This is a genomic window from Methyloversatilis discipulorum (assembly GCF_018780585.1).
Lineage (GTDB): Bacteria > Pseudomonadota > Gammaproteobacteria > Burkholderiales > Rhodocyclaceae > Methyloversatilis > Methyloversatilis discipulorum_B.
Genome location: NZ_JADMJL010000034.1, coordinates 48,486 through 70,459 on the forward strand (window position 1 = coordinate 48,486; position 21,974 = coordinate 70,459).

Genomic DNA, 21,974 nt, shown 5'->3' on the forward strand with positions numbered 1-21,974 from the left:
CGGGACATCTCTCCCACTGTCTGTACGTGCTTGCCGTCAGATCCGAGCTCGGTCCCTCCGCCCGACAAGCTATTCCTACGCTTGCCAGGGCAGAACATACAAGCGAGCTTGCTCGCGATTGCGGCCTTGATCGAAGCCGACAGCCAGCGACAGGCGCGTCGCGGCCAACGCCGCTTCCACAGGGGCCGCTCTAACAAGTCGTGCCCGATCCGCAGCCGCGGTTGGAGCGGGGGGTTTTGTGGGAGGGGTCTTCTGACCCCGACAGCGGCGGTGGGCAGTGCGGCGCGCCGGGTGAAGGCCCGGTCGGCAGCCTTCAGGCCCTCATCGACAGCGCTTCAGCCTGTTCGGCGACTTCGGCCAGATTGACCACTTCGCCGATGACGACGATGGCCGGGCTGCCCAGCTTGGCGTCGGCGACGGCCTGCGGCAGGTCGCGCAGCGTGGACACGACGGCACGCTGGCTGTCGCGGGTGCCGTTCTGGATTGCGCAGGCGGGGGTGTCGGCGGCGAGGCCGCCGGCGTGCAGCGCTTCGGCGATGGACGCCAGCTTGCGCATGCCCATGTAGATGACCAGGGTCGTACCGCAGCGGGCCAGTGCCGCCCAGTCGGGCTCGCGGCCCGGCTGGCCGTCTTCGCGTGCGTGGCCGGTGACGAAGGTGACGCCGCAGGCCATGTCGCGGTGGGTGACCGGCACGCCCAGCGTGGCCGGTACCGCGATGCCGGCCGACAGGCCGCTCACCACCTCGCATTCGATGCCGGCCCGGCGCAGCGTCTGCATTTCCTCGCCGCCGCGGCCGAACACGAAGGGGTCGCCGCCCTTGACCCGGCCGACCGTGAAGCCGGCGCGCGCATAGCGCAGCATCAGGCGTTCGATGAAGGCCTGCGGCGTGCTGCGACAGCCGCCACGCTTGCCGACGCGCACGATGCGGGCGTCGCTGCGCGCGTGTTCGAGCACAGCGGTGTCGGCCAGGTCGTCGACCAACAGTACGTCGCAGCGGCCGAGCGCGCGTACGGCCTTCAGCGTCAGCAGTTCGGGGTCGCCGGGGCCGGCGCCTATCAGATAGACCTTTCCGGTCCGGGGTGCGTAAGTCGTCATGACGAGTACCTTGCAAGTCCGGTGCCAGCCCCCGATACGTCGCGCCGAGGCCGCGATTTCACCGCGCTCGGGCGTTGCGGCCGCCTGCCATGCCCGCGACGGGTGCATACGCGCACCGTCGCTGTGCAGCCAGTGCTACAGTCAGACTGTGTCCCAGGAAATGACGCGCCGTGCCGAACGAAACCCTGAAATCCGACCGAACTGCCGAGGCGCGCACGCGCGGCGATGCCAAGGAACGCATTTTCGCGGCGGCCGAGAAGCTCTTCACCGAGCAGGGCTACGCGGCGACCTCGATGCGCATGATCGCGTCGGCGGCCGGTGTGCCGCTGGCGTCGATCAATTACCACTTCGGGTCCAAGCGCGACCTGATGGAGAGCGTGTATCAGCGCGTGCTTGGGGCCGACGGCACACGCTCCGGTTATCTCGCCAAGCTCGAACGCGAGGCGGTCGAGGCGCCGCTGAGCGTCACCCGCATCGTTGAAACCTTCGTCGAGTCGACGCTGCGCCTGTCGCGCAAGGACACGGTGTCCGGCGCCGTGTTCAAGCAGCTGATCGGCCGCGCCTACTTCGAGCCGGGCGACGATTTCATCCCCGAAGAGTACGTCCGTATCATGGACTGGTATCGCAAGGCGCTGATGCGCGCGCTGCCGGCGCTGCCCGAGGACGAACTGCTGCGCCGCATGTACTTCTTCGTCGGCATCGTGGCCTACGTGATGGCCGGGCGCGACGTGATGCATCTGCTCGGCCGCTGCTCACCGGCCGCCCGCAACGACCCCGAAAGCCTGCTGCGCGCACTGGTGCCTTTCATCGTCGGAGGTCTTGAAGCCCCGCCGTCGGCGTGAGGCCGCCGATGCTTGGCGCGCGAATTGCTCGTGTTGCGTCATGAGCGCACTCCTGTCCGCCTTATTCGCCCGGGATCACCCGCCTTGCTGAGCGTGCCCCTCGTCATGGTGCTGCTGGCGCTGGCCATCGCCCTGGCGCTGGTGTTCCTGCGCCCGGAGCGCGCGGGCGACAGCTCGCCGGGCGACGACGCGCAGCGCGCTTTCGGCGATTGCGAGCGGCTGCTGCAGCTTGTCCATTCGCTGCAGCAGCACCGCGGCATGAGTACCGCCTGGCTGGCCGGCGACGCCTTGTTCGAATCGCCGATGCGCGCCCGGCGGCGTGCCGTGCAGCACGACATCGAAGCGCTGGAGACGACCGCACGCGCCGAGATGGCGCTGGAGGGGCCGTGCATCACGCCGTACGAACTGGCGCTGCTCGACGCGCAGTGGAAGGAGTTGTGTGCCGCGCTGGACGGCAGTCCGGCTGCGATCAGTGCCGACGAGAATCTGACGCGGCACAGCCTGCTGGTGTCGCACGTGCTGGGCTGGCTGGCGGCCGTCGGCAATCGCCGTATCGCACCGGTTGCCGCGTCGTCAGGCAGCGGCCTGCTGCGCACCTGGATCAGCACGCTGCCGGCGCTGGGCGAGCAGCTGGGTCAGGCGAGGGCGGTCGGCAGCGCGGCCGCGGCCCGCGGGGTCTGCACGGCGGCCGAGCGCATGCGTCTGATGTATCTGGCGTCGCGCGCCGAGTCGCTGATGCACCAGGCGATCGCCGACACGCCCCGTCTGCCGGGCGCGCTGCCGGCCACCGAGCGCATCGTCCGTCTGCTCGGTCTGCTGCGCAGCGATCTGCTCGGCGCGACCGACCGGATGACCGCGGAGCTGTACTTCGCCGAAGCCACCGCGGCGATCGACGCCATCTACGCCTGGATGACCAGCTGCGAAGACGCGCTGCGCGGTGTGCTCGCGCAGCAGGCCGTGTCAGCCGGCTGAACTTTCAGCGACGCGCCGGCCGATGTGGGCCAGCGCCTCCTCGACCTGATCGATCAGGATCAGACACAGGTCGCCGCCTTCCAGCCGTTCGAGCGCGTGGTCGATGGCGACGAATTCGCCATTGATGTCGCACACCTCGCGTGTACGGCTCGCGCCCTCCAGACCTTCACGCAGCAGCGCGATCACCTCGCCGTCCTTGCGCCCGCGCTGGCACTGGTCCTGGTAAAGCACCACGCTGTCGAAGGCGGCACCGAGGATCTGCGTCTGCTTGCGGATGTCCTCGTCGCGGCGGTCGCCTGCGCCGCTGATGACCACGCTGCGGCGCTTCGCCGGCAGCGCGTCGATGGCCTGCACCAGCGCGCTGATGGCGTCCGGATTGTGGCCGTAATCGGCGATCAGCGTCGCGCCCTTGTAGTCGAATACATTGAAGCGGCCGGGCGCGGTCGCCGCGTCCGACACGAAGCTGGCGAGTGCGGCGCGGATGGACGACCAGTCGAAACCGAGCGCCCAGGCTGCGCCGAGCGCCGCCATCGCGTTCTCGACCTGGAAACCCAGCTTGCCGCCACGGGTCAGCGGCACCTGCGACAGCGGAATGCGCACCGCGCTGCTGCCTTCGGCAGCCACCAGCGCGCCGTCGTCCACGTAGATGACGCGGCGGCCGCGGGCGCGGTGGGTGGCGATGACCGGATGGGTGCGGTCCTGCGCAAAGAAGGTGATCGAGCCGGGGCAGTGCTCGGCCATCGCCGCCACCACCGGGTCGGCGGCGTTCAGCACCGCCATGCCCTTGGGCGCGACGTTCTGCACGATCACCCGTTTCACCACCGCCAGGTCCTCGACGGTATTGATATAGGCGAGGCCGAGGTGGTCGCCGCTGCCGATATTGGTGACCACCGCCACGTGACAGCGGTCGAAACCCAGACCTTCGCGCAGCACGCCGCCGCGCGCGGTTTCCAGCACCGCGCCATCGACGTCCGGGTGGGCCAGCACGTTGCGCGCGCTCTTCGGGCCGCTGCAGTCGCCGGTATCGATGCATTCGTTGCCGACGAACACGCCGTCGGTGGTGGTCATGCCGACGCGCAGGCCGGTCTGTGCCATCAGGTGGGCGATCAGCCGCACCGTCGTCGTCTTGCCGTTGGTGCCGGCGACGGCGACCAGCGGAATGCGTGCGTCGTCGCCGGGGCCGAACATGGTCGACATGATGGCTTCGCCGACTGCGCGTCCCTTGCCGAAGGAGGGCGCCAGATGCATGCGCAGGCCGGGGGCGGCATTCACCTCGACGATGCCGCCGCCCTGTTCCTCCAGCGGCTTGAGCACGGTGCGGCAGACGATGTCGACACCGGCGATGTCCAGCCCTATCGTGCGCGCCGCCTCGACCGCGCGCGCCGCCAGTTCCGGGTGCACGTCGTCGGTCACGTCGGTGGCGCTGCCGCCGGTCGACAGGTTGGCGTTGTTGCGCAGCACGACGCGTTCGCCCAGCGCCGGCACGCTGTCCGGTGAGTGGCCCTGGACGGCCAGGCGAGCGAGCGCGATGTCGTCGATGCGCATCTTGGTCAGCGAAGTGGCGTGGCCGTCGCCGCGGCGCGGGTCGGCGTTCACCTCGTCGACCAGTTCGCGCACTGTGCGGCTGCCGTCGCCGATCACCTGCGGCGGTTCGCGGCGGGCGGCGGCGACCACGCGGTCACCGACCACCAGGAAGCGGTAGTCGGCGCCCGGGATGAAGCGCTCGACCATCACTTCGCGGCTGATTTCGTAGGCGGCGTTGAACGCGATCTCCATGTGCTCGCGGCTGACGATGTTCACCGTCACGCCCTTGCCCTGATTGCCGTCGCGCGGCTTCACGACCACCGGCAGACCGACTTCGAGCGCGGCGGCCCACGCCTCGTCGACGTCGCTCACCGTGCGGCCGAGCGGTACCGGCACGCCGGCGGCGTGCAGCAGCGCCTTGGTCAGTTCCTTGTCCTGGGCGATCGATTCGGCGACCGCGCTGGTGCGGTCGGTCTCGGCCGCCTGGATGCGACGCTGCCGGCTGCCCCAGCCGAGCTGCACCAACGAGCCGTCGGTCAGCCGACGGAACGGGATGCCGCGCGCGACGGCGGCTTCGACGATGGCGCCGGTGCTGGGACCGAGGCGGATATCCTCGTCCAGTTCGCGCAGCTGGTGCAGCGCGCCGGCGAGGTCGAAACTGCCGCCGGTGGCGGCGGCACGACAGAGCTGTTCGGCCAGTTCGAAGGCCAGGCGGCCGACCGCCTCTTCGGTGTATTCGACGACGACCTGATAGACGCCGGCGTCCACCGTCTGCATCGTGCAGCTGAAGGTGACCGGACAGCCGGCGCTGGCCTGCAGGCCGAGCGCGGCCAGTTCCAGCGCGTCGGCCATGGCCAGCGGACCGCTGCGTGCGGTCGGGCGCAGCGGCCGGATGCCGGGGAAGAGGGCGCGCAGACGCTCGGCGAAACCGGGCATCGCGTCCAGCGAACAGTGTTCGCCGGAGCACGACACGATGGCTTCGATACAGGTGTGGCGGCTCCACAGATTGGGGCCGCGGAGGGCGCGCAGGCGGGTGATGTCCATGAAAGCGTTCGGGCGGTGTTTCAGGCCGGTACCGCGACGGGCACCGGGGGATCGAAGGTTTCGGCGCCGGTGCGCAACGCCGCCGGCGACAGGCCGAGCGACCACGCCGCCGCCAGTGCGGCGAGCAGGTTTTCGGTCGCGTGCAGCGGTTCGCCGTCGGTCAGCGGCAGGCTGGCGAGCGGACACAGCACTTCGGTGCGCTCGGCTTCGAGCAGGCGGATCTGGCCGTCGCGCACGATGACCGCACGGCCGCCGGACTGCACGTGGCTGGCGACGATGCCGTTGTCGGCGTGCGTGCTGTACCAGATCACCTCGCCGTCGCACAGATCGGCCATCTCGGCCTGCAGCGGATCGTCGGCGTTCAGCACGCCGGTGCCGCGGCGCAGCACGACGTCGATCTGGCTGCGCAGCACGTTGAACACGCGGTCGGACGAGTCGATGTAGTAGTTGCCGAAATGCGCTTCCGGATCGATGCGGGTGAGCACGCCGACCTGACAGCGGTCGTAGGCCAGACCTTCCTTCAGTATCGTTTCGAAGCTGTTCTCGATCACCGCCACTTCGGCACCGGGATTCATCAGCACGCGCTGCGACGGCTCGAAGCGGGCGGCGTCGCCGTCTTCGAGGCGGCGGCTGTCGAGGTAGAGGCCGTCGCTGCAGGCGAGGCCGACGCGCTGGCCGGAAAAGCGCATCAGGTGCGCGATCAGCCGGGCGACCGTGGTCTTGCCGCGGGTGCCGCTGACGCCGATGACCGGAATGCGGCCGTCGTCGGCGGTGGCGAACAGGTGATCGACGATGGCGCGACCAACCGGACGCGGCGCGCCGATGGCCGGCTTCAGGTGCATCAGCAGGCCGGGGCCGGCGTTCACTTCGACGATGGCGCCGCCTTGTTCGCGCAGCGGGCGGCGGATGTCCTCGACCACCAGATCGATGCCGGCGATGTCGAGGCCGACCACACGGGCGGCCAGCGCCACCAGGCGGGCGGTGTCCGGATGGACCTGGTCGGTCACGTCGTAGGCGATGTTGCCGTTGCGCTGCACCAGCACGCGGGCGCCGTCGGCCGGCACCGCGTCGGCGCTGTAGCCCTGGCGCTCCAGTTCGAAGCGCAGCTTGGCGTCGCGTTCGGGAATCAGCAGGTCGAGCGGAAATTCCTGCTCCGGTCCGCGGCGCGGATCGATGTTGATCTGGCTGTCGAGCAGCTGGCGGACGGTGGATCGCCCGTCGCCGGTGATCCAGACGGTTTCGCCGGCGACCGCCGCGACCATCTGCTTGCCGACCACCAGCAGGCGGTGTTCGTTGCCCGGGATGAAGCGCTCGACCAGCACGTACTTGCTGTAGCGGCGCGCCAGTTCGTAGGCGGTGGCGACTTCTTCGCGCGTGGTCAGTTCGGCCGACACCCCGCGGCCGTGATTGGCGTTGGCCGGCTTGACGACCACCGGCACGCCGATGTCCTCGGCCGCCGCCCAGGCGTCGTCCGCGTCGCTGACTTCGCGGCCTTCCGGCACCGGCACGCCGCAGCCGGCGAGCAGGCGCTTGGTCAGGTCCTTGTCGCGCGAAATGCCTTCGGCGATGGCGGCGGTACGGTCGGTTTCGGCGGTCCAGATTCGGCGCAGCTTGCGGCCGTAGCCCAGCTGCACCAGATTGCCGTCGTTCAGGCGGATCGACGGGATGCGGCGGTCCTGCGCCGCCTCGACGATGCAGCCGGTGCTCGGGCCGAGGCAGTGTTCGTCGACCAGATCGCGCAGTTCCGAAACGGCTGCCTTGACGTCGAACGGGCGGTCGTCCATCGCCGACAGCACCAGTTCGCGGGCGGCCAGTATCGCGGCGCGGCTGACCGTGTGGTTGCCGGAGATCACCACCACCTTGTACACGCCGCGTTCGGACGTTTCGCGCGCCTTGCCGAAATTGCCCTTCATGCCGGCCTGGTTCTGCAGTTCCAGCGTCACGTGTTCGAGGATGTGGCCGGGCCAGGTGCCTTCGCGCAGCCGGCGGACGAAGCCGCCGCGCTCTTCGTAGCTGCACGTGTGTTCGTGCAGGGCGGGCAGCCAGTCGATCAGGCGATCGACGAAGCCGGGAATGGTGTTCGAGGGGGAGTCTTCGAGTTCGCCGATGTCTATCCAGACTTCGAGCGCCGGAACATAGGTCCAGATATTGGGGCCGCGCAGTTCGAGGGTGCGCAGGATTTCGATCGAGCGTTTACTCATCGTGCGGGGTCGGTGGTGGTCCGGAGCCCCGAGGTTGTTGAAAACATCGGCTTAACGGCGTCTTTGCGCTTTGGTTGACAGCTTTTTCATCTATTTTTGAACCTGCGTCGGCGACGTGTTCCGGCCCTGTCGCCGGCGCTATACTCCGCCGCCTCGCCGGGCCCCGTGTCGTCGAGCGCGTGCTCGCCGCCGAACCCGGTTCCTGCGTTGTTTTCCGCACTCTTGCCGCCCGAAACCGCCCCGATGACCCGCGCCACCGACGACCGCCTGCTCCCCGACGACCTGCCGCAGGCGTGGCGCAGCGGGCTGGCGGCGCAACTGCAGCCGGGCGAGGCGGTTCAGGTCTGGCTGCAGACCGATCTCGACGACAGGCTTCATTTCGCAACGAATCTGCTGGTTCTGACCGACCGCCGCCTGCTGGCCTGCGCCGGTGAGCAGTGGCGTTGCTGGCCGCTGGCCACCGGCCAGCACTTCCAGCACCACGACCATGCCGGTGTCGGCACGCTGGCGCTGCACGACAGCGAACGCCGCCTCGCCACCTGGCGCTACACGCTGGCGCTGAACACCGAAGCACTGCGGCTGGCCGACCAGCACACACGACAGGTCGAGCGGCTGGCCCACCCCGACCACGTGGTCGAGGACGAGGACGGCCTGTGCCCGCGCTGCAAGGCGCCGCTGCCGCCGGACGACGACGAGTGCCCGCTGTGCGAACGCAGCACCCCGCGCCCGCCCTCGACCTGGGCGCTGCTGCGCCTGTGGCGCTTCGCCCGGCCCTACCGCGGGCGGCTGCTTGCCGGCTTCCTGCTGACGCTGGCGTCGACCGCGGCCAATCTGGTGCCGCCCTACCTGACCATCCCGCTGATGGACAAGGTGCTCATTCCGCACCAGACCGGCACGCCGATCACGGTGGAGGCGGTGTGGCCCTACCTGGCCGGGCTGCTCGGCGCGGCGCTGGTCGCCTGGGCGCTGGGGTGGGCGCGCACCTATATATTGGCGCGCGTGTCCGAGCGCATCGGCGCCGACCTGCGCACCACCACCTTCAACCACCTGATGGGGCAGTCGCTGGAGTATTTCGGCGGCAAGCGCACCGGCGACCTGATGGCGCGCATCGGCGCCGAAACCGACCGCATCAACGTGTTCCTGTCGCTGCACCTGCTCGATTTCGCGACCGACGTGCTGATGCTGTTCATGACCGCGGTCGTGCTGTTCTCGATCAACCCCTGGCTGGCGCTGGTGACCCTGCTGCCGCTGCCGGTGATCGCCTGGATGATCCACACGGTGCGCGACCGGCTGCGCACCGGCTTCGAGAAGGTGGACCGCATCTGGGGCGAAGTGACCAATGTGCTGGCCGACACCATTCCGGGCATCCGCGTGGTGAAAGCCTTCGCGCAGGAGAAGCGCGAGTCCGCCCGCTTCGCGGCCGCCAACCGGCGCAACCTCGAAACCAACGACCGGGTGAACCGCGTGTGGTCGCTGTTCGGCCCGACGGTGACGCTGCTGACCGAGGTCGGCCTGCTGTTCGTCTGGGGCTTCGGCATCTGGCAGGTCGGCCGCGACCACATCACGGTGGGCGTGCTGACCGCCTTCATCGCCTACATCAGCCGCTTCTACCTGCGCCTGGATTCGATGAGCCGCATCGTGTCGGTGACGCAGAAGGCGGCGGCCGGCGCCAAGCGCATCTTCGACATCCTCGATCACGGCTCCAGCGTGCCGGAGCCGGCGCGGCCGGTGCATCTGGCGCGGGTCGAAGGCCGCATCGAACTGCGCGGCGTGGCGTTCCGCTACGGCAACCGCGCGGTGCTGCGCGGTGTCGATCTCGACATCGCGCCGGGCGAATTCATCGGCCTGGTCGGCCACAGCGGCTCCGGCAAGAGCACGCTGGTGAACCTGATCAACCGCTTCTACGACGTGTCCGGCGGCAGCATACGGATAGACGGCACCGATATCCGCGCGCTGCCGGTGGCCGAGTACCGGCGCCACATCGGCCTGGTGCTGCAGGAGCCTTTCCTGTTCTTCGGCACCATCGCCGACAACATCGCCTACGGCAAGCCGGAAGCCACGCGCGCCGAAATCATCGCGGCGGCGCGGGCGGCGCACGCGCACGAGTTCATCCTGCGCCTGCCGCACGGCTACGACTCGATGGTGGGCGAACGCGGACAGACCCTGTCCGGCGGTGAGCGCCAGCGCATCTCGATCGCGCGCGCGCTGCTGATCGATCCGCGCATCCTGATCCTGGACGAAGCGACCTCGTCGGTGGATACCGCGACCGAGAAGGAGATCCAGCGCGCGCTCGACAATCTGGTCGAGGGCCGCACCACGCTGGCCATCGCCCACCGGCTGAGCACGCTGCGCAAGGCTGACCGCCTGGTCGTGCTCGACCGCGGCCAGATCGTCGAGGTCGGTCCGCACGACGCGCTGATGGCGCGCGAAGGTCACTACTACCGGCTCTACATGGCGCAGCAGCGGCTGGCCGAAGCCGATGCCGCCGAAGGAGCGCTGCCATGAAGATTTCGCTCGAACGCGACGCGCACGGGCTGCTGGTCCTGATCGATGCGGCCGGCCAGCGCCATGCCGGCGTGCAGCCGGTGCGCGCCTTTCCGCTGTCGGCGCCGGGCGAGGGCGTGGCGCTGATGTCGGCCGACGGCCACGAACTGGCCTGGTTCGACGCCCTCGACGCGCTCGACGCCACCAGCCGGGCGCTGCTCGACGAGGAACTTTCGCGCCGCGAATTCATGCCGCGCATCCGCAGCATCGCCGGCGTATCGAGCTTCTCGACGCCCTGCGACTGGGACATCGTGACCGACCGCGGCGCCACCCGCTTCACGCTGCGCAGCGAGGATGACATCCGCCGCCTCGACGGCGCACGGCTGCTGATCACCGACAGCCACGGCATCCACTACGAAGTCGCCGACATGAAGGCGCTCGACCGCCCCAGCCGGCGCATCCTCGACCGTTTCCTCTGACCACGCCGCGGGGTGCCACCGCGCTGCCCCGCAGGCGCAGAATCGGCTTTCCTCCCATTCGCACGTCGTGACGCGAGGCCTTCACTCGTCGTGAGCGTAATGAAAGTTTTTTTCATTCGGTTGTTTTAAACATACACGAATGTATGTTTATAATCGACCCGGTATCTGCGTGGTCGGTCCACGCATCGATCATTGCCAAGCGCGGCGCCGACTGCGCGTTACTCCGGGATAAGCGATGAAAAAGGGAACGGATTTCTTTCGGGCTGCGGGCCTGCTGGGAGCAGGTGCACTGGCGCTCGCGCTGGCCGGCTGCGGTCAGGACAAGGGCGGCGAGCACGCCAATGGCGGCATGCCGCCGGCTGCGGTGAAGGTGCTCACCGTGACGCCGCAAGAGGTGCCGGTGCACTTCGACTACGTCGGCCAGGTCGCCGGTTCGCGCGAGATCGAGGTGCGGGCGCGGGTGACCGGCATCGTCGAGAAGCGGTTGTACGAAGAAGGCCAGCGCATCAAGGAAGGGCAGGTGATGTACCGGCTCGACGCCGCGCCCTACCGCGCGCGCGTCGCCGCTGCCGATGCCCAGCTCGAGCAGGCCAAGGCGCAGCTGGCGCAGGCCGAGCGCGAATACGCGCGGGTGAAGCCGCTGGCGGAGGCCGAAGCGGCCAGCCGCAAGGAAGCCGACGACGCGCAATCGACGCGCGATCTGGCGCGTGCCGCCGTGAAAGCGGCCGAGGCGCAGCTGCAGCAGGCGCAGATCGACCTCGGCTACACCGACGTGCGTGCGCCGCTGGGCGGCGTTGCCGGCCGTGCGCTGAAGGTCGAGGGCAGTCTCGCGGTGGCCGGCGCCGACAGCCTGCTCACCACGCTGGCGCAGACCGACCCGGCTTATGTGAACTTCGGCGTCGGCGAAGTGGAATACCTGCGTACCCGCGACGAAGTCGCCCGCGGTGCGCTGAAGCTCGATCCGCAAGGCTTCCTGGTCAAGCTCAAGGGCTCGGATGGCGCCGAATTCCCGCGCAGCGGCCGGCTCGGCTTCCAGGATTACAAGGCGGATACCAGCACCGGCGCCTTCGCGCTGCGTGCCACCTTCGACAACAAGGACGGCAAGCTGTCGCCGGGCCAGTTCGTGCGCGTGCTGCTGTCCGGTGCCAGCCGCCCGGACGCGATCGCGGTGCCGCAGCGCGCCGTGCTCGACAGCCCGAACGGCAAGTTCGTGTACGTGATCGCCGAAGCCGAAGGCAAGACGCTGGCGCAGCCGCGACCGGTCAAGCTCGGCGAATGGGCGCAGCTCGGTGGCGAACTGGGCAATGCCTGGGTGATCCGCGAGGGCCTGAAGGCGGGCGAGCGCGTCATCGTCGATGGCATGGCGCGCATCTTCGTGCCCGGCTCGCCGGTGCGCATTGACGACGGCTCCGCGCCGGCACAGCCGCCGGCAGGTGCTGCGGCACCGGCCGCGCAGTAAGGAGCCGCCATGTTTTCGCGCTTCTTCATAGACAGGCCGATCTTTGCCTTCGTCATTTCCATCCTGCTGGTGCTGGCCGGCCTCGCTGCCATGCGCACGCTGCCGATCGCGCAGTACCCGGAAATCGCCCCGCCCGAAGTGATGGTGCGTGCGGTGTACCCGGGCGCGTCCGCCGAAACCATCGCGCAGACCGTGGCCGCACCGCTGGAAAGCGTCATCACCGGTGTCGAGGGCATGATGTACATGCGCTCGACCTCGACCTCGAATGGCGTGGTCGAAATCTACGCCACCTTCGAAATCGGCACCGACCCCGACAAGGCGGCGGTGAACGTGAACAACCGCGTCAAGCAGGCCGATGCGCGTCTGCCGGAGGAGGTGCGCCGGCAGGGCGTGGTGGTCGAGAAGGGTTCGTCCGCCTTCCTGGCGGTGATGGCCTTCTACTCGCCGGATGGCACGCACGAACAGCTCTACACGTCGAACTACGTCACGCTGAACGTGCTCGACAACATCAAGAAGATTCCCGGCACGACCAATGTGCAGATCTTCGGCGCCAAGGACTACGCGATGCGCATCTGGGTCCGCCCGGACCGCATGACCCAGCTCGGCGTCACGGTGCCCGAGATCGCCGGTGCGCTGCGCGAGCAGAACGCGCAGTTCGCCGCCGGCAAGATCGGCCAGTCGCCGACCGGCGGCGGCCAGGACATGGTCTACACCATCACCACCAAGGGCCGGCTGTCCACGGTCGAGGAATTCGAGAACATCATCCTGCGCTCGAACGCCGACGGCACGAAGCTGCGCCTGCGCGACGTCGCACGCGTCGAGCTGGGCTCCAAAGACAACGACTTCAACGGCACCTACAACGGCAAGCCGGCGGTGCTGATGGGCGTGTTCCTGCAGCCGGGCGCCAACGCGCTGGACGTGGCCAAGGAAGTGAAGGGCGCGGTGGCCGACATGGCGACCCGCTTCCCGCCGGGCATGACCTACGCCATTCCGTACGACACCACGCGCTTCGTCGAGGTGTCGATCAAGGAGGTGGTGAAGACACTGGGCGAGGCGATGATCCTGGTGTTCATCGTCGTGTTCGTGTTCCTGCAGAACATCCGCGCCACGCTGATTCCGGTGCTGGCGGTGCCGGTGTCGCTGCTCGGCACCTTCGCCGGCCTGCATGTGCTCGGCTACTCGATCAACACGCTCACGCTGTTCGGCATGGTGCTGGCGATCGGCATCGTGGTCGACGATGCCATCGTGGTGCTGGAGAACGTCGAGCGCATCATGCACGAGCAGAGGTTGAGCGCTCGCGAAGCGGCGCTGAAGGCGATGCACGAGGTGACCGGCCCGGTCATCGCCATCGTGCTCGTGCTGACCGCTGTGTTCGTGCCGATCGCCTTCCTCGGCGGCCTGACCGGCGAGTTGTATCGCCAGTTCGCGGTGACCATCTCGATCGCCGTCGTGCTGTCCGGCCTGGTCGCGCTGACGATGACGCCGGCGCTGTGCGTGGCGCTGCTGAAGAACGAGCACAAGAGCACGGCGCGCATCTTCGTCTGGTTCAACGACTGGTTCGCCCGCGTCACCCACCGCTACACCGGCGCCGTGACCTGGATGATCCGCCGCTCAGCGGTCGGCGTCGTGCTGTTCATTGGCATGGTGGTGATCACCGCCGGTCTGTGGAGCAAGACACCGGGTTCGCTGGTGCCGGACGAGGACCAGGGCTATTACATCGCCGCCATCTTCCTGCCGGACGGCGCGACGCTGGAGCGCACCGACAAGGTGGTGGACGAGGTGATGAAGGCCATCCAGTCCAACCCCGCCAACGAACACGTGATGGCCTTCGCCGGCATGGATTTCATCGGCGGCGGTTTCAAGAACAGCGCGGCCACCATCTTCGTCAGCCAGAAGCACTGGGACGAGCGGAAGATGAGCACGCAGCAGCTGGTGGGCGAACTGTTCGGCAAGACCGCGGGCATCAAGGAGGCGCTGGTGCTGGCCTTCAACCCGCCGGCCATCTTCGGCCTCGGCAACACCGGCGGCTTCGAGTTCTATCTGCAGAACCGCGGCGATGGCGGCACCAAGCGCCTGGTCGAGAACATGGGCGCGCTGGTCGGCGCCTCGCACCAGAGCACGGTGCTGGCCGGTGGCCTGCAGACCTTGTGGCGACCGAACGCGCCGCAGCTCTATGTCGATGTCGACCGCGAGCGCGCGAAGTCGCTAGGCATTCCGCTGGACGACGCGTTCACCACGCTGGCCGGCACGCTGGGCACCTTCTACGTGAACGACTTCAACAAGTTCGGCCGCGTGTGGCAGGTGCTGATGTCGGCCGAGAGCCAGTACCGCCGCACGCCGGAGGACATCGGCCGCCTGTACGTGAAGAACACGGCCGGCGACATGGTGCCGGTGTCTGCCTTCGCCAAGGTCGAGTACAGCTCGGGTCCGGACACGGTGGACCGCTACAACAACCTGCCGGCGGTGAAGCTGATGGGCCAGGCCGCACCGGGCTATTCGTCCGGCCAGGCCATCGCCGAGGTCGAGCGGCTGGTGAAGGATCTGCCGGGCGACATGAGCTATGAATGGACCGGCGCCGCCTTCCAGGAAAAGCGCGTGTCGAGTGCGGCCGCGCTGGCGCTGATCATGGCTGCGGTGATGGTGTTCCTCATCCTCGCCGCCCAGTACGAGAAGTGGTCGCTGCCGTTCTCGGTGCTGCTGGCCATGCCCTTCGGCATCTTCGGTGCGCTGGCGGCGGTGTGGCTGCGCGGCATGACCAATGACGTGTATTTCCAGATTGGTCTGGTGACGCTGCTCGGCCTGTCGGCGAAGAACGCCATCCTGATCGTCGAGTATGCGGTGCTGAAGCATCACGAAGGCTATCCGGTCGCCGCCGCGGCGATCGAGGCGGCGCGCCTGCGCCTGCGCCCCATCGTGATGACCTCGCTCGCCTTCATCCTCGGCGTGCTGCCGCTGGCCATCTCGACCGGCGCCGGCGCCGGCGCGCGGGTGTCGGTGGGTACCGGCGTCATCGGCGGCATGCTGGCCGCGACCTTCCTTGCCATCTTTTTCGTGCCGCTCTTCTACAAGCTCATCGTCGATCGCCGTCTGGCGACGCCGGAAGACGAGCTGAAGGTGCACAAGCCGGAGACGCCCCATGTCCACGCACATCATTGATCCGGCACGCCGCACGCTGCTGTCGGTCGCAATGGCCGCGGCCCTGCTGTCGGCCTGCGCGCTGAACCCGAAGCCGACGCCGGAACTCGACCTGCCGGCGGTGACCGCGACCACGCCGGCCGAGATCGACCGCTGGTGGGAAAGCTTCCGCGACCCGGTACTCGACGGGCTGATTGCCGAGGCGCTCGAACGCAACGACGACGTCGTGATCGCGGTGCAGCGCGTGCAGTCGTCGCGCGCCGCGCTCGACCTGGTGCGCATCAACCGTCTGCCGGACGCCAGCCTGTCGCTGTCCGGCTCGCGCCAGCAGTACAGCAACGAACGGCCGATACCGGGCCGCTCGCGCCAGTACAACACGGTGATCGGCGGCATTTCGGCGTCCTACGAGCTGGATCTGTTCGGTCGCCTGTCCGGTCAGCGCGACGTCGCGCGCCAGCAGCTGGCCGCCAGCCGCTACGCGCTCGAAGGCCTGCGTGCGTCGGTGACGGCGCAGGTGGCACGCGCCTATTTCAGCCTGCGTGCGCTCGACGCCGACGAGGCGCTGCTGTCGCAGACGCTGGCCACGCGCGACGCCGCGCTGTCGCTGCGCGAGAAGCAGTTCGCCGGCGGCGCCATCAGTCGCTACGACCTGGAAATCTCGCGCTCGGAGCGCGCCAGCGTGGCCGCTGCTCTGGCCACCACGCGCAGCAGTCGCGAACAGGCGGAAACTGCACTGGCAGTCCTGCTCGGCCGTTCGCCGCGCGAACTGGTGGAGCGGATTCCGGACCGCGGTCTGGCGCTGTCGACGCTGGCGGTGCAGCCGGAGATTCCGGCTGGACTCAGCTCCGATCTGCTGGCGCGTCGCGCCGACGTGCGCGCGGCAGAAGCCAATCTGGCGGCCGCCAGCCTGAGCGTCGAAGTGGCGCGCACGCAGTGGTTCCCGACCATATCGCTGACCGCTGGCCTGGGCGGCGAAAGTGCGGCGCTGGGCAGCCTGCTGTCGTCGTCGGCCCGCACCTGGAACATCGGTGCGGCGATCGCGCAGCCGCTGGTCGGTCTGCTCAGCACGCGCGCCATCGTTGCGCAGTCGGAAGCCGAACGCGCGCAGATCGCGCAGACCTATCAGCAGGCAGCCCGCCAGGCCTACGCCGACGCGCTGAGCGCGCTGTCCGCCGCACGCGGCGCGCGTGAGGCGATGGACGAGACGGTGACGCTGTATGACGCCACGACCAAGGCACGCGACCTCGCCGAGAAGAATTACGAAGCCGGCCGCGCGGGTCGCATCGTGCTGCTCGATGCCGAGCGCGAAAAGCTGTCGGCCGAGCGCCAGCTCATCGCTACCCGGCTCGACCGCGTGACTGCGCTGGTCAACACCTATCAGGCGCTGGGCGGTGGCTGGTCCGGCCGCATCGAGACCGGTGGTGACGACGAGAAGCTGGAGAACGTCCCGACCGCCTCACGCTGAAGAATTCCTTTCCTCCTCCTAGGAATTTGCGCGCGGGCTTGTCCCGCGCTTTTTTTTGCTGAAACGGTCAGTGCCTCCCGCCGGTCTCGCCGACTGCGCCTCAGGCCGCCATCACCGTCTGCAGAGGAGGTTCGCTGGCCGTTTCCACCGCCGCCAGAAACTCCGCACCCCAGCGCACGATGTCGTTGTGCTGGACGATGGCGAACAGCTCGCGCAGCCGTGACTCGGCTTCGGCACGGTGGATGTTCAGCGCGTAAAGACATTTGTCGCGCAGGTCATTGCGGTCGTGCGGATTGGTCAGTATCGCGCCGTGCAACTCTGCTGCCGCGCCGGCGAATTCCGACAGCACCAGCACGCCACCGCCCTGCATCAGCCCCTGGGTGGCGACATACTCCTTGGACACGAGATTGAGCCCGTCGCGCAGCGGCGTGATCCACATGACGTCGGCGATGGCGTAGTAGGCCACCAGTTCGGCGAAGGGGATGGGACGGAAGAAGAACTGCACCGGTGTCCAGCCGACACGCGAGAAGCGTCCGTTGATGCGGCCGACCGCCTGTTCGATCTGCGTCTGCAGCGTGTCGTAGATGGTCATTTCACTCGCTGCGGGCACGCATACGGCGATCAGCGTCACTTTCTGCCGCAGCTCCTCGTTCTGTTCGAGCAGCTGTTCGAAGGCGAGCAGCTTCTCCAGCGTGCCCTTGGTGTAGTCCAGTCGTTCGACCGACAGGATGACGCGCTGGCCCGTCATTTCGCGGCGCAGCCGGTCCATCAGGCGGGCGCTCTGCGCGTCGGCCAGTATGCGGCCGATGCGGCCGACATCCAGGCCGACCGGATGGGCGCCGATGCCGATGCGCCGGCCATGCACCTCGATCGCCGTCGTCATCTCGTCCAGCCCGACCGCGCAGCCGTAGGTGAGGAAACGCGGCGCGCAGTTCTTCGTTTCCAGCACGCGCAGCGGCGCCACGCCGCGCGCGACGTCGACGAAGTTCTCCGCCTGGCGCGGAATGTGGAAACCGATGTAGTCGCACTGCAGCAGGCTGCCGACGATGTCGCGCCGCCAGGGCATCACGTTGAACACGTCGGCGGACGGGAAATAGGTGTGGTGGAAGAAGGCGATCTTCAGATCCGGCCGCAGTTCGCGCAGCGCCGCCGGCACCATCCACAGGTTGTAGTCGTGCAGCCAGACGGTGGCGCCATGGGCGGCCTCGGCCGCGGTGCGTTCGGCGAACAGCCGGTTCACCTTCAGGAACACCTGCCAGTCGTCTTCGCGGAACTGCGCGCGTTCCCAGAAGGTATGCAGCGTCGGCCAGAAGGCCTCCTTCGAGAAGCGCTTGTAGAAGATGTCCACGTCCTGCGACGACAGTTCGACGCGGGCGCAGCGCAGGCCGGGGTACTGTTCGCGATCGACTGTGGTGTGCGTTTCGAAGCGGGCGTCGCCCGCGTGTGCGCTCGACCAGGCGATCCACGAGCCCTTGCGGCCGTCGGCGAAGAAGCTCAGCAGGGTCGGGATGATGCCGTTCGGCGAGCGGTGCGGCCGGCGCAGGATGGTGCCGTCTTCGTCGATCGCCTCTTCGTACGGCAGGCGGTGATAGACGATGACCAGCTCCGACTTGCCGCAGGGCGCCATGGTGTCGCTGCCGGGCGGCAGCAGCAGTGCGCGGTCGACGAAGCGGAAGAAGTCGAGTGCTTCGAGGATGCCGGCGCAGCCGACGCGGCGCGAATGCAGCACACGCGTGCGGTCGGCGGTGGCGGCCAGCAGCGCCGCTTCCGATTCGCCGACGCAGACGCCGCGGAAGCCCTGTTCGAACATCGACAGGTCGTTCAGCGTATCGCCGGCAACCAGAACCTGATGCATGTCGACGCCGAGGTCATGCACCAGCCGGCGCAAGGTGCTGCCCTTGTTCACGCCGCGCGGCAGGAAGTCCAGATAGCGGTCGGCCGAGTACAGCAGATCGCAGTTCAGTTCGTGGGCGATGCGGCGCAGGTCATCGGTCACCGCGTCGCTGTCGCAGAAGTAGGAGCAGCGTCGCTGTTGCGGCACCTCCTGCCGCTGCAGGCCGGGAATGCCCTGCAGGGCTTCGCTCACGGCCCGTTCGCCAGGCCACAGCGCGTCGATATCGGCCTGCAGCGGCTGCACGGCCTGTCGGGTCCGGCCGTCGACGACGGTGGCGCCAACGTCGGCAATGACGTAATGCGGCACCGGGATGGCCGGATCAGACAGGAGGGGCAGCACGGCTTCGAGGCCGCGCCCGGTCACGAACACCAGCGTGATGTCCGGATCGTTGGTGATCAGTTGATAGAGCTGCTGGCGCGCGTCCGTATCGCCGGCAAGAAAGGTGCCGTCCAGATCGGTAGCAATGAGCATGTCGTACTCCCTGTGGCAAGGTTGAAAGATGGGGTGAGGTTCAGCGGGTCTCCGTGGTGGATGTGTCGGTATCGTGGCGGGCGGTGCCGGCCAGTTCGAAGGCGGTCGAGGTGGTGCGCACCATGGGCAGGAAGCGCGTCTGCAGCGCGATCTGCGCTGGCACGCGGCGCAGCAGCGAGGACGTGAGCAGCGCCAGCACGCCCTGGGTCAGCGCGAACCACATCGGCAGTGCATCGGGCCCCAGCATGGCCATCGCCAGGCCGGCGGCCAGCGGGCCGAGCGCGGCGCCGATGCCATGCACCAGCAGCAGTCCACTGCTGCCGGCCAGCACTTCGTGCGGGTCGAGCCGGTCGATCAGGCGCGCCATCGCCATTGGATAGAGCGCGAACGCGAAGCCGCCGTAGAGCAGGCCGGCGGTCGCCGTCGCGTCGGCGCCGAAGGGCAGCGCGAACATCGGCAGCAGCGCCAGCAGTGCGGCGGCAAAGGCTACCAGCGTGATGACGCGGCCGCGGTCGTGGCGGTCGGACAGCAGGCCCAGCGGCCACTGGAACAGCGCGCCGCCGACGATGGTCGCGCTCATGAAGGCGGCCACGCCCGACGCGCCCAAGCCGCTGCGGTCGGCCCACACCGCACCCAGCCCCCAGAAGGCGCCCATCGCGAGGCCGGAGGCGAAGGCGGCGTCGAAGGCGATCGGTGCCTTGCGGTAGAGGCTGCGCAGCGCCGGAGCAGCAGCGTTGTCGATCTGCGGCTGGCTCAGTCGCGTCGCCGCCACCGGCATCACGGCCGCGCACACCAGCAGCGCGGCGAGTACGAACAGGGTGTGCGTGCCGGCGTCGCCGACGTGCAGCAGTTGCTGGGCCAGCGCCAGTGCACCGAGATTCACGCCCATGTATATCGCGAACACACGGGCGCGCTGTGCCGGTGCGGCCTGGCTGTTGAGCCAGCTTTCGACGATGGCGTACAGCCCGACCATGGCGATGCCGGTGAGCAGGCGCACCGGCGCCCACACCCACGGCGATACCCACATTTCGTGCAGCAGCACGCTGCAGGCCACCGCCGAGGTGAAGAAGGCGAAGGCGCGTACGTGGCCGACGCGGCGGATCAATGCCGGCGCGACGCGGGTGCCGATCAGGAAGCCGGCGAAGAACAGCGAGCCGAGCAGGCCCATGAAAGGGCTGCCGTATCCTTCGATGCCGCCGCGCACGGCGAGCAGCGTGGTGAGCAGGCCGCTGCCGAGCAGCAGCAGGGCGACGCCGCCGAGCAGGGCGGCGAGCGGTGCAAGATGGACGAACAAGGCTTCGACTCCGCTTGTATGGAGGGGAAGCGACCGGACGCTGGGTGATGCCGGGCGACGGGCTGCGGTGCCCGCCTGTCACGAAAGGCCGCGCTGAAGAAGTACTGGCACTGGCTGCTTGGGAGCCCACGAGGATAGCCGCAGGGCGATCGCAGGTCTGTAGGAACTCGCCGACCCGTCGCACGCTCCACTCACCCGCGGACGCAGCTTTGTCGTCGCCGTTTACACTGCATTCACCTGCCGCCGCCTCAGGCAGCGTTTCGATTAACAGGCACCCACAATAATGATCGGGTCTCGACCGTCTGTCGTACCCAACAACGTCCTTCCATCCCGATGACCACACACGGACACGATGCCGCTCCGGCCACGCGCAAGCCGCGCTGGCCCTGGATCATGATGCTGCTTCTGCTGGCCGGCCTGACCGCCGGCTGGTTCTACGCCAACGAACGCACCAAGCCGGCCGACGGCGAGGGCGGCCCCCCCGGGATGAGGCCCGGCGGCCCGCCGGGCGGGCCTCCGGGTGGCGCACGCCGCTTCGGTGGCGATACGCGGGTCGGCAGTGCGCTGGCGCAGCGCACCGATCTGCCGGTGCATCTGGTCGCGCTGGGCACCGTGACGCCGATCGAGAGCGTGGTGGTGCGCAGCCGGGTCGAGGGCGAGCTGCAGTCGCTGCACTTCACCGAAGGGCAGCGGGTGAAGAAGGGCGATCTGCTGGCGCAGATCGATCCGCGTGCATTCCAGGTCGAACTGGCGCAGGGTGAAGCGGCGAAGGCGCGCAATGCGGCGCTGCTGGCCAATGCGAAGGAGGATCTGGCGCGCTACGAAACGCTGCTGACACAGGATTCGATCGCCGCCCAGCAGGTGACCAACCAGCGCTCCCTGGTGCGGCAGTACGAAGCGGCCGTGCTGGCCGACGACGCCACCATCGCCAGCGCCCGGCTGTCGCTGCAGTACGCCCGCATCACGGCGCCGATCAGCGGCCGCGTCGGCCTGCGTCTGGCCACGCCCGGCAACATCGTGCGCAGCTCCGACGCCGACGGCCTGCTTACCATCACGCAGGATGCGCCGATCTCGGTCGTGTTCGCGCTGCCCGAGCCGCAACTGGTCGCGGTGCGCAGTGCCATCGCGCGCGGTGGCCTGCCGGTCGAGGCGCGCGACCGCGACAACCGCACCGTGCTGGCGACCGGCACGCTGCGCATCCTGGATAACCAGATCGACGTCTCCACCGGCACCGTGAAAGCCAAGGCGATGTTCGATAACCGAGACGGCGCACTGTTTCCGAACCAGTTCGTCAACGTGAAGTTGCGCGTCGACACGATCGCCGACGCCATCGTCGTGCCGGTGTCGGCGATACAGCGCGGCGCCAGCGGACCTTTCGTCTATGTGGTCGGCGACGACCTGACCGCAGTGATGCGGCCGGTGAAGACCGGCGTGCTCGAAGGCGAACTGCAGCAGGTGACAGAAGGCCTGCAGCCCGGTGAGCGCGTCGTGACCGACGGTGTGGACCGCCTGCGCGAAGGTGACAAGGTGAAGCTCGACGACACTCCATCCGCGCCGCGTGCCGGCAATGGCAGCGCGCCGGGTCGTCGTGGCCCGCCGCCGGCGCAGTGAAGC

The 21,974-nt window shown here is 68.5% G+C and carries 13 protein-coding genes; 8 read left to right on the top strand and 5 right to left on the bottom strand.

What is annotated here, in order from left to right:
- Nucleotides 1-313: 313 nt before the first annotated feature.
- A complete protein-coding gene (cobA, locus tag IV112_RS14910) occupies nucleotides 314-1,096 on the bottom strand; it encodes a uroporphyrinogen-III C-methyltransferase (protein ID WP_304004527.1) in 783 nt (260 codons plus the stop codon).
- Nucleotides 1,097-1,266: 170 nt separating this feature from the next.
- On the opposite strand from cobA, the gene IV112_RS14915 reads away from it, so the two are divergent.
- Together IV112_RS14915 and IV112_RS14920 are read left to right on the top strand one after the other, a co-directional pair.
- Nucleotides 1,267-1,938, top strand: a complete 672-nt coding sequence (locus tag IV112_RS14915) for a TetR/AcrR family transcriptional regulator (RefSeq protein ID WP_304004529.1) — start codon at nucleotides 1,267-1,269, stop codon at nucleotides 1,936-1,938.
- Nucleotides 1,939-2,031: 93 nt separating this feature from the next.
- Nucleotides 2,032-2,910, top strand: coding sequence for a nitrate- and nitrite sensing domain-containing protein (locus tag IV112_RS14920; protein WP_304004590.1), 879 nt, complete (start codon nucleotides 2,032-2,034; stop codon nucleotides 2,908-2,910).
- Here the strand turns inward: IV112_RS14920 and cphA are convergent.
- On the bottom strand, nucleotides 2,899-5,478 hold the full coding sequence (gene cphA, locus IV112_RS14925; protein WP_304004532.1) for a cyanophycin synthetase: 2,580 nt from the start codon (nucleotides 5,476-5,478) through the stop codon (nucleotides 2,899-2,901). The genes IV112_RS14920 and cphA overlap by 12 nt on opposite strands.
- 20 nt (nucleotides 5,479-5,498) lie before the next feature.
- Nucleotides 5,499-7,679, bottom strand: coding sequence for a cyanophycin synthetase (locus IV112_RS14930; protein ID WP_304004535.1), 2,181 nt, complete (start codon nucleotides 7,677-7,679; stop codon nucleotides 5,499-5,501).
- Nucleotides 7,680-7,922: 243 nt separating this feature from the next.
- Between IV112_RS14930 and IV112_RS14935 the strand changes: the two genes are divergently transcribed.
- The 5 genes from IV112_RS14935 to IV112_RS14955 all read left to right on the top strand — a co-directional run bounded on the left by IV112_RS14935 (nucleotide 7,923) and on the right by IV112_RS14955 (nucleotide 16,701).
- On the top strand, nucleotides 7,923-10,184 hold the full coding sequence (locus IV112_RS14935; RefSeq protein ID WP_304004539.1) for an ABC transporter ATP-binding protein: 2,262 nt from the start codon (nucleotides 7,923-7,925) through the stop codon (nucleotides 10,182-10,184).
- Nucleotides 10,181-10,642 carry a DUF1854 domain-containing protein gene (locus tag IV112_RS14940; RefSeq protein WP_304004542.1) on the top strand — a complete coding sequence of 154 codons (462 nt, stop codon included), beginning with the start codon at nucleotides 10,181-10,183 and terminating at the stop codon, nucleotides 10,640-10,642. Before IV112_RS14935 ends, IV112_RS14940 begins: the two co-directional genes overlap by 4 nt.
- A 235-nt stretch (nucleotides 10,643-10,877) precedes the next feature.
- Complete coding sequence (locus IV112_RS14945) at nucleotides 10,878-12,101, top strand: efflux RND transporter periplasmic adaptor subunit (RefSeq protein WP_304004545.1); 1,224 nt, start codon at nucleotides 10,878-10,880, stop codon at nucleotides 12,099-12,101.
- A 9-nt stretch (nucleotides 12,102-12,110) separates the two neighbouring features.
- Complete coding sequence (locus IV112_RS14950) at nucleotides 12,111-15,257, top strand: efflux RND transporter permease subunit (protein WP_304004548.1); 3,147 nt, start codon at nucleotides 12,111-12,113, stop codon at nucleotides 15,255-15,257.
- Complete coding sequence (locus tag IV112_RS14955; RefSeq protein ID WP_304004550.1) at nucleotides 15,238-16,701, top strand: efflux transporter outer membrane subunit; 1,464 nt, start codon at nucleotides 15,238-15,240, stop codon at nucleotides 16,699-16,701. The genes IV112_RS14950 and IV112_RS14955 overlap by 20 nt, the downstream gene beginning before the upstream one ends.
- Nucleotides 16,702-16,801: 100 nt before the next feature.
- Here IV112_RS14955 and ggpS read toward each other — a convergent pair whose 3' ends face one another.
- Together ggpS and IV112_RS14965 are read right to left on the bottom strand one after the other, a co-directional pair.
- Entirely contained in the window at nucleotides 16,802-19,066 is a 2,265-nt protein-coding gene (gene ggpS / locus IV112_RS14960) for a glucosylglycerol-phosphate synthase (protein WP_304004552.1), read from the bottom strand.
- 40 nt (nucleotides 19,067-19,106) lie between these two features.
- Nucleotides 19,107-20,360, bottom strand: a complete 1,254-nt coding sequence (locus tag IV112_RS14965; RefSeq protein WP_304004555.1) for an MFS transporter — start codon at nucleotides 20,358-20,360, stop codon at nucleotides 19,107-19,109.
- 393 nt (nucleotides 20,361-20,753) lie between these two features.
- On the opposite strand from IV112_RS14965, the gene IV112_RS14970 reads away from it, so the two are divergent.
- Nucleotides 20,754-21,971, top strand: coding sequence for an MdtA/MuxA family multidrug efflux RND transporter periplasmic adaptor subunit (locus tag IV112_RS14970; protein WP_304004558.1), 1,218 nt, complete (start codon nucleotides 20,754-20,756; stop codon nucleotides 21,969-21,971).
- Nucleotides 21,972-21,974 lie beyond the last annotated feature (3 nt).

Coding starts and splice junctions, on each gene's coding strand:
- cobA (WP_304004527.1), bottom strand. CDS start 1,096: ATGACGACTTACGCACCCCGGACCGGAAAGGTCTATCTGATAGGCGCC.
- cphA (WP_304004532.1), bottom strand. CDS start 5,478: ATGGACATCACCCGCCTGCGCGCCCTCCGCGGCCCCAATCTGTGGAGC.
- IV112_RS14930 (WP_304004535.1), bottom strand. CDS start 7,679: ATGAGTAAACGCTCGATCGAAATCCTGCGCACCCTCGAACTGCGCGGC.
- IV112_RS14935 (WP_304004539.1), top strand. CDS start 7,923: ATGACCCGCGCCACCGACGACCGCCTGCTCCCCGACGACCTGCCGCAG.
- IV112_RS14940 (WP_304004542.1), top strand. CDS start 10,181: ATGAAGATTTCGCTCGAACGCGACGCGCACGGGCTGCTGGTCCTGATC.
- IV112_RS14945 (WP_304004545.1), top strand. CDS start 10,878: ATGAAAAAGGGAACGGATTTCTTTCGGGCTGCGGGCCTGCTGGGAGCA.
- IV112_RS14950 (WP_304004548.1), top strand. CDS start 12,111: ATGTTTTCGCGCTTCTTCATAGACAGGCCGATCTTTGCCTTCGTCATT.
- IV112_RS14955 (WP_304004550.1), top strand. CDS start 15,238: ATGTCCACGCACATCATTGATCCGGCACGCCGCACGCTGCTGTCGGTC.
- ggpS (WP_304004552.1), bottom strand. CDS start 19,066: ATGCTCATTGCTACCGATCTGGACGGCACCTTTCTTGCCGGCGATACG.
- IV112_RS14970 (WP_304004558.1), top strand. CDS start 20,754: ATGATGCTGCTTCTGCTGGCCGGCCTGACCGCCGGCTGGTTCTACGCC.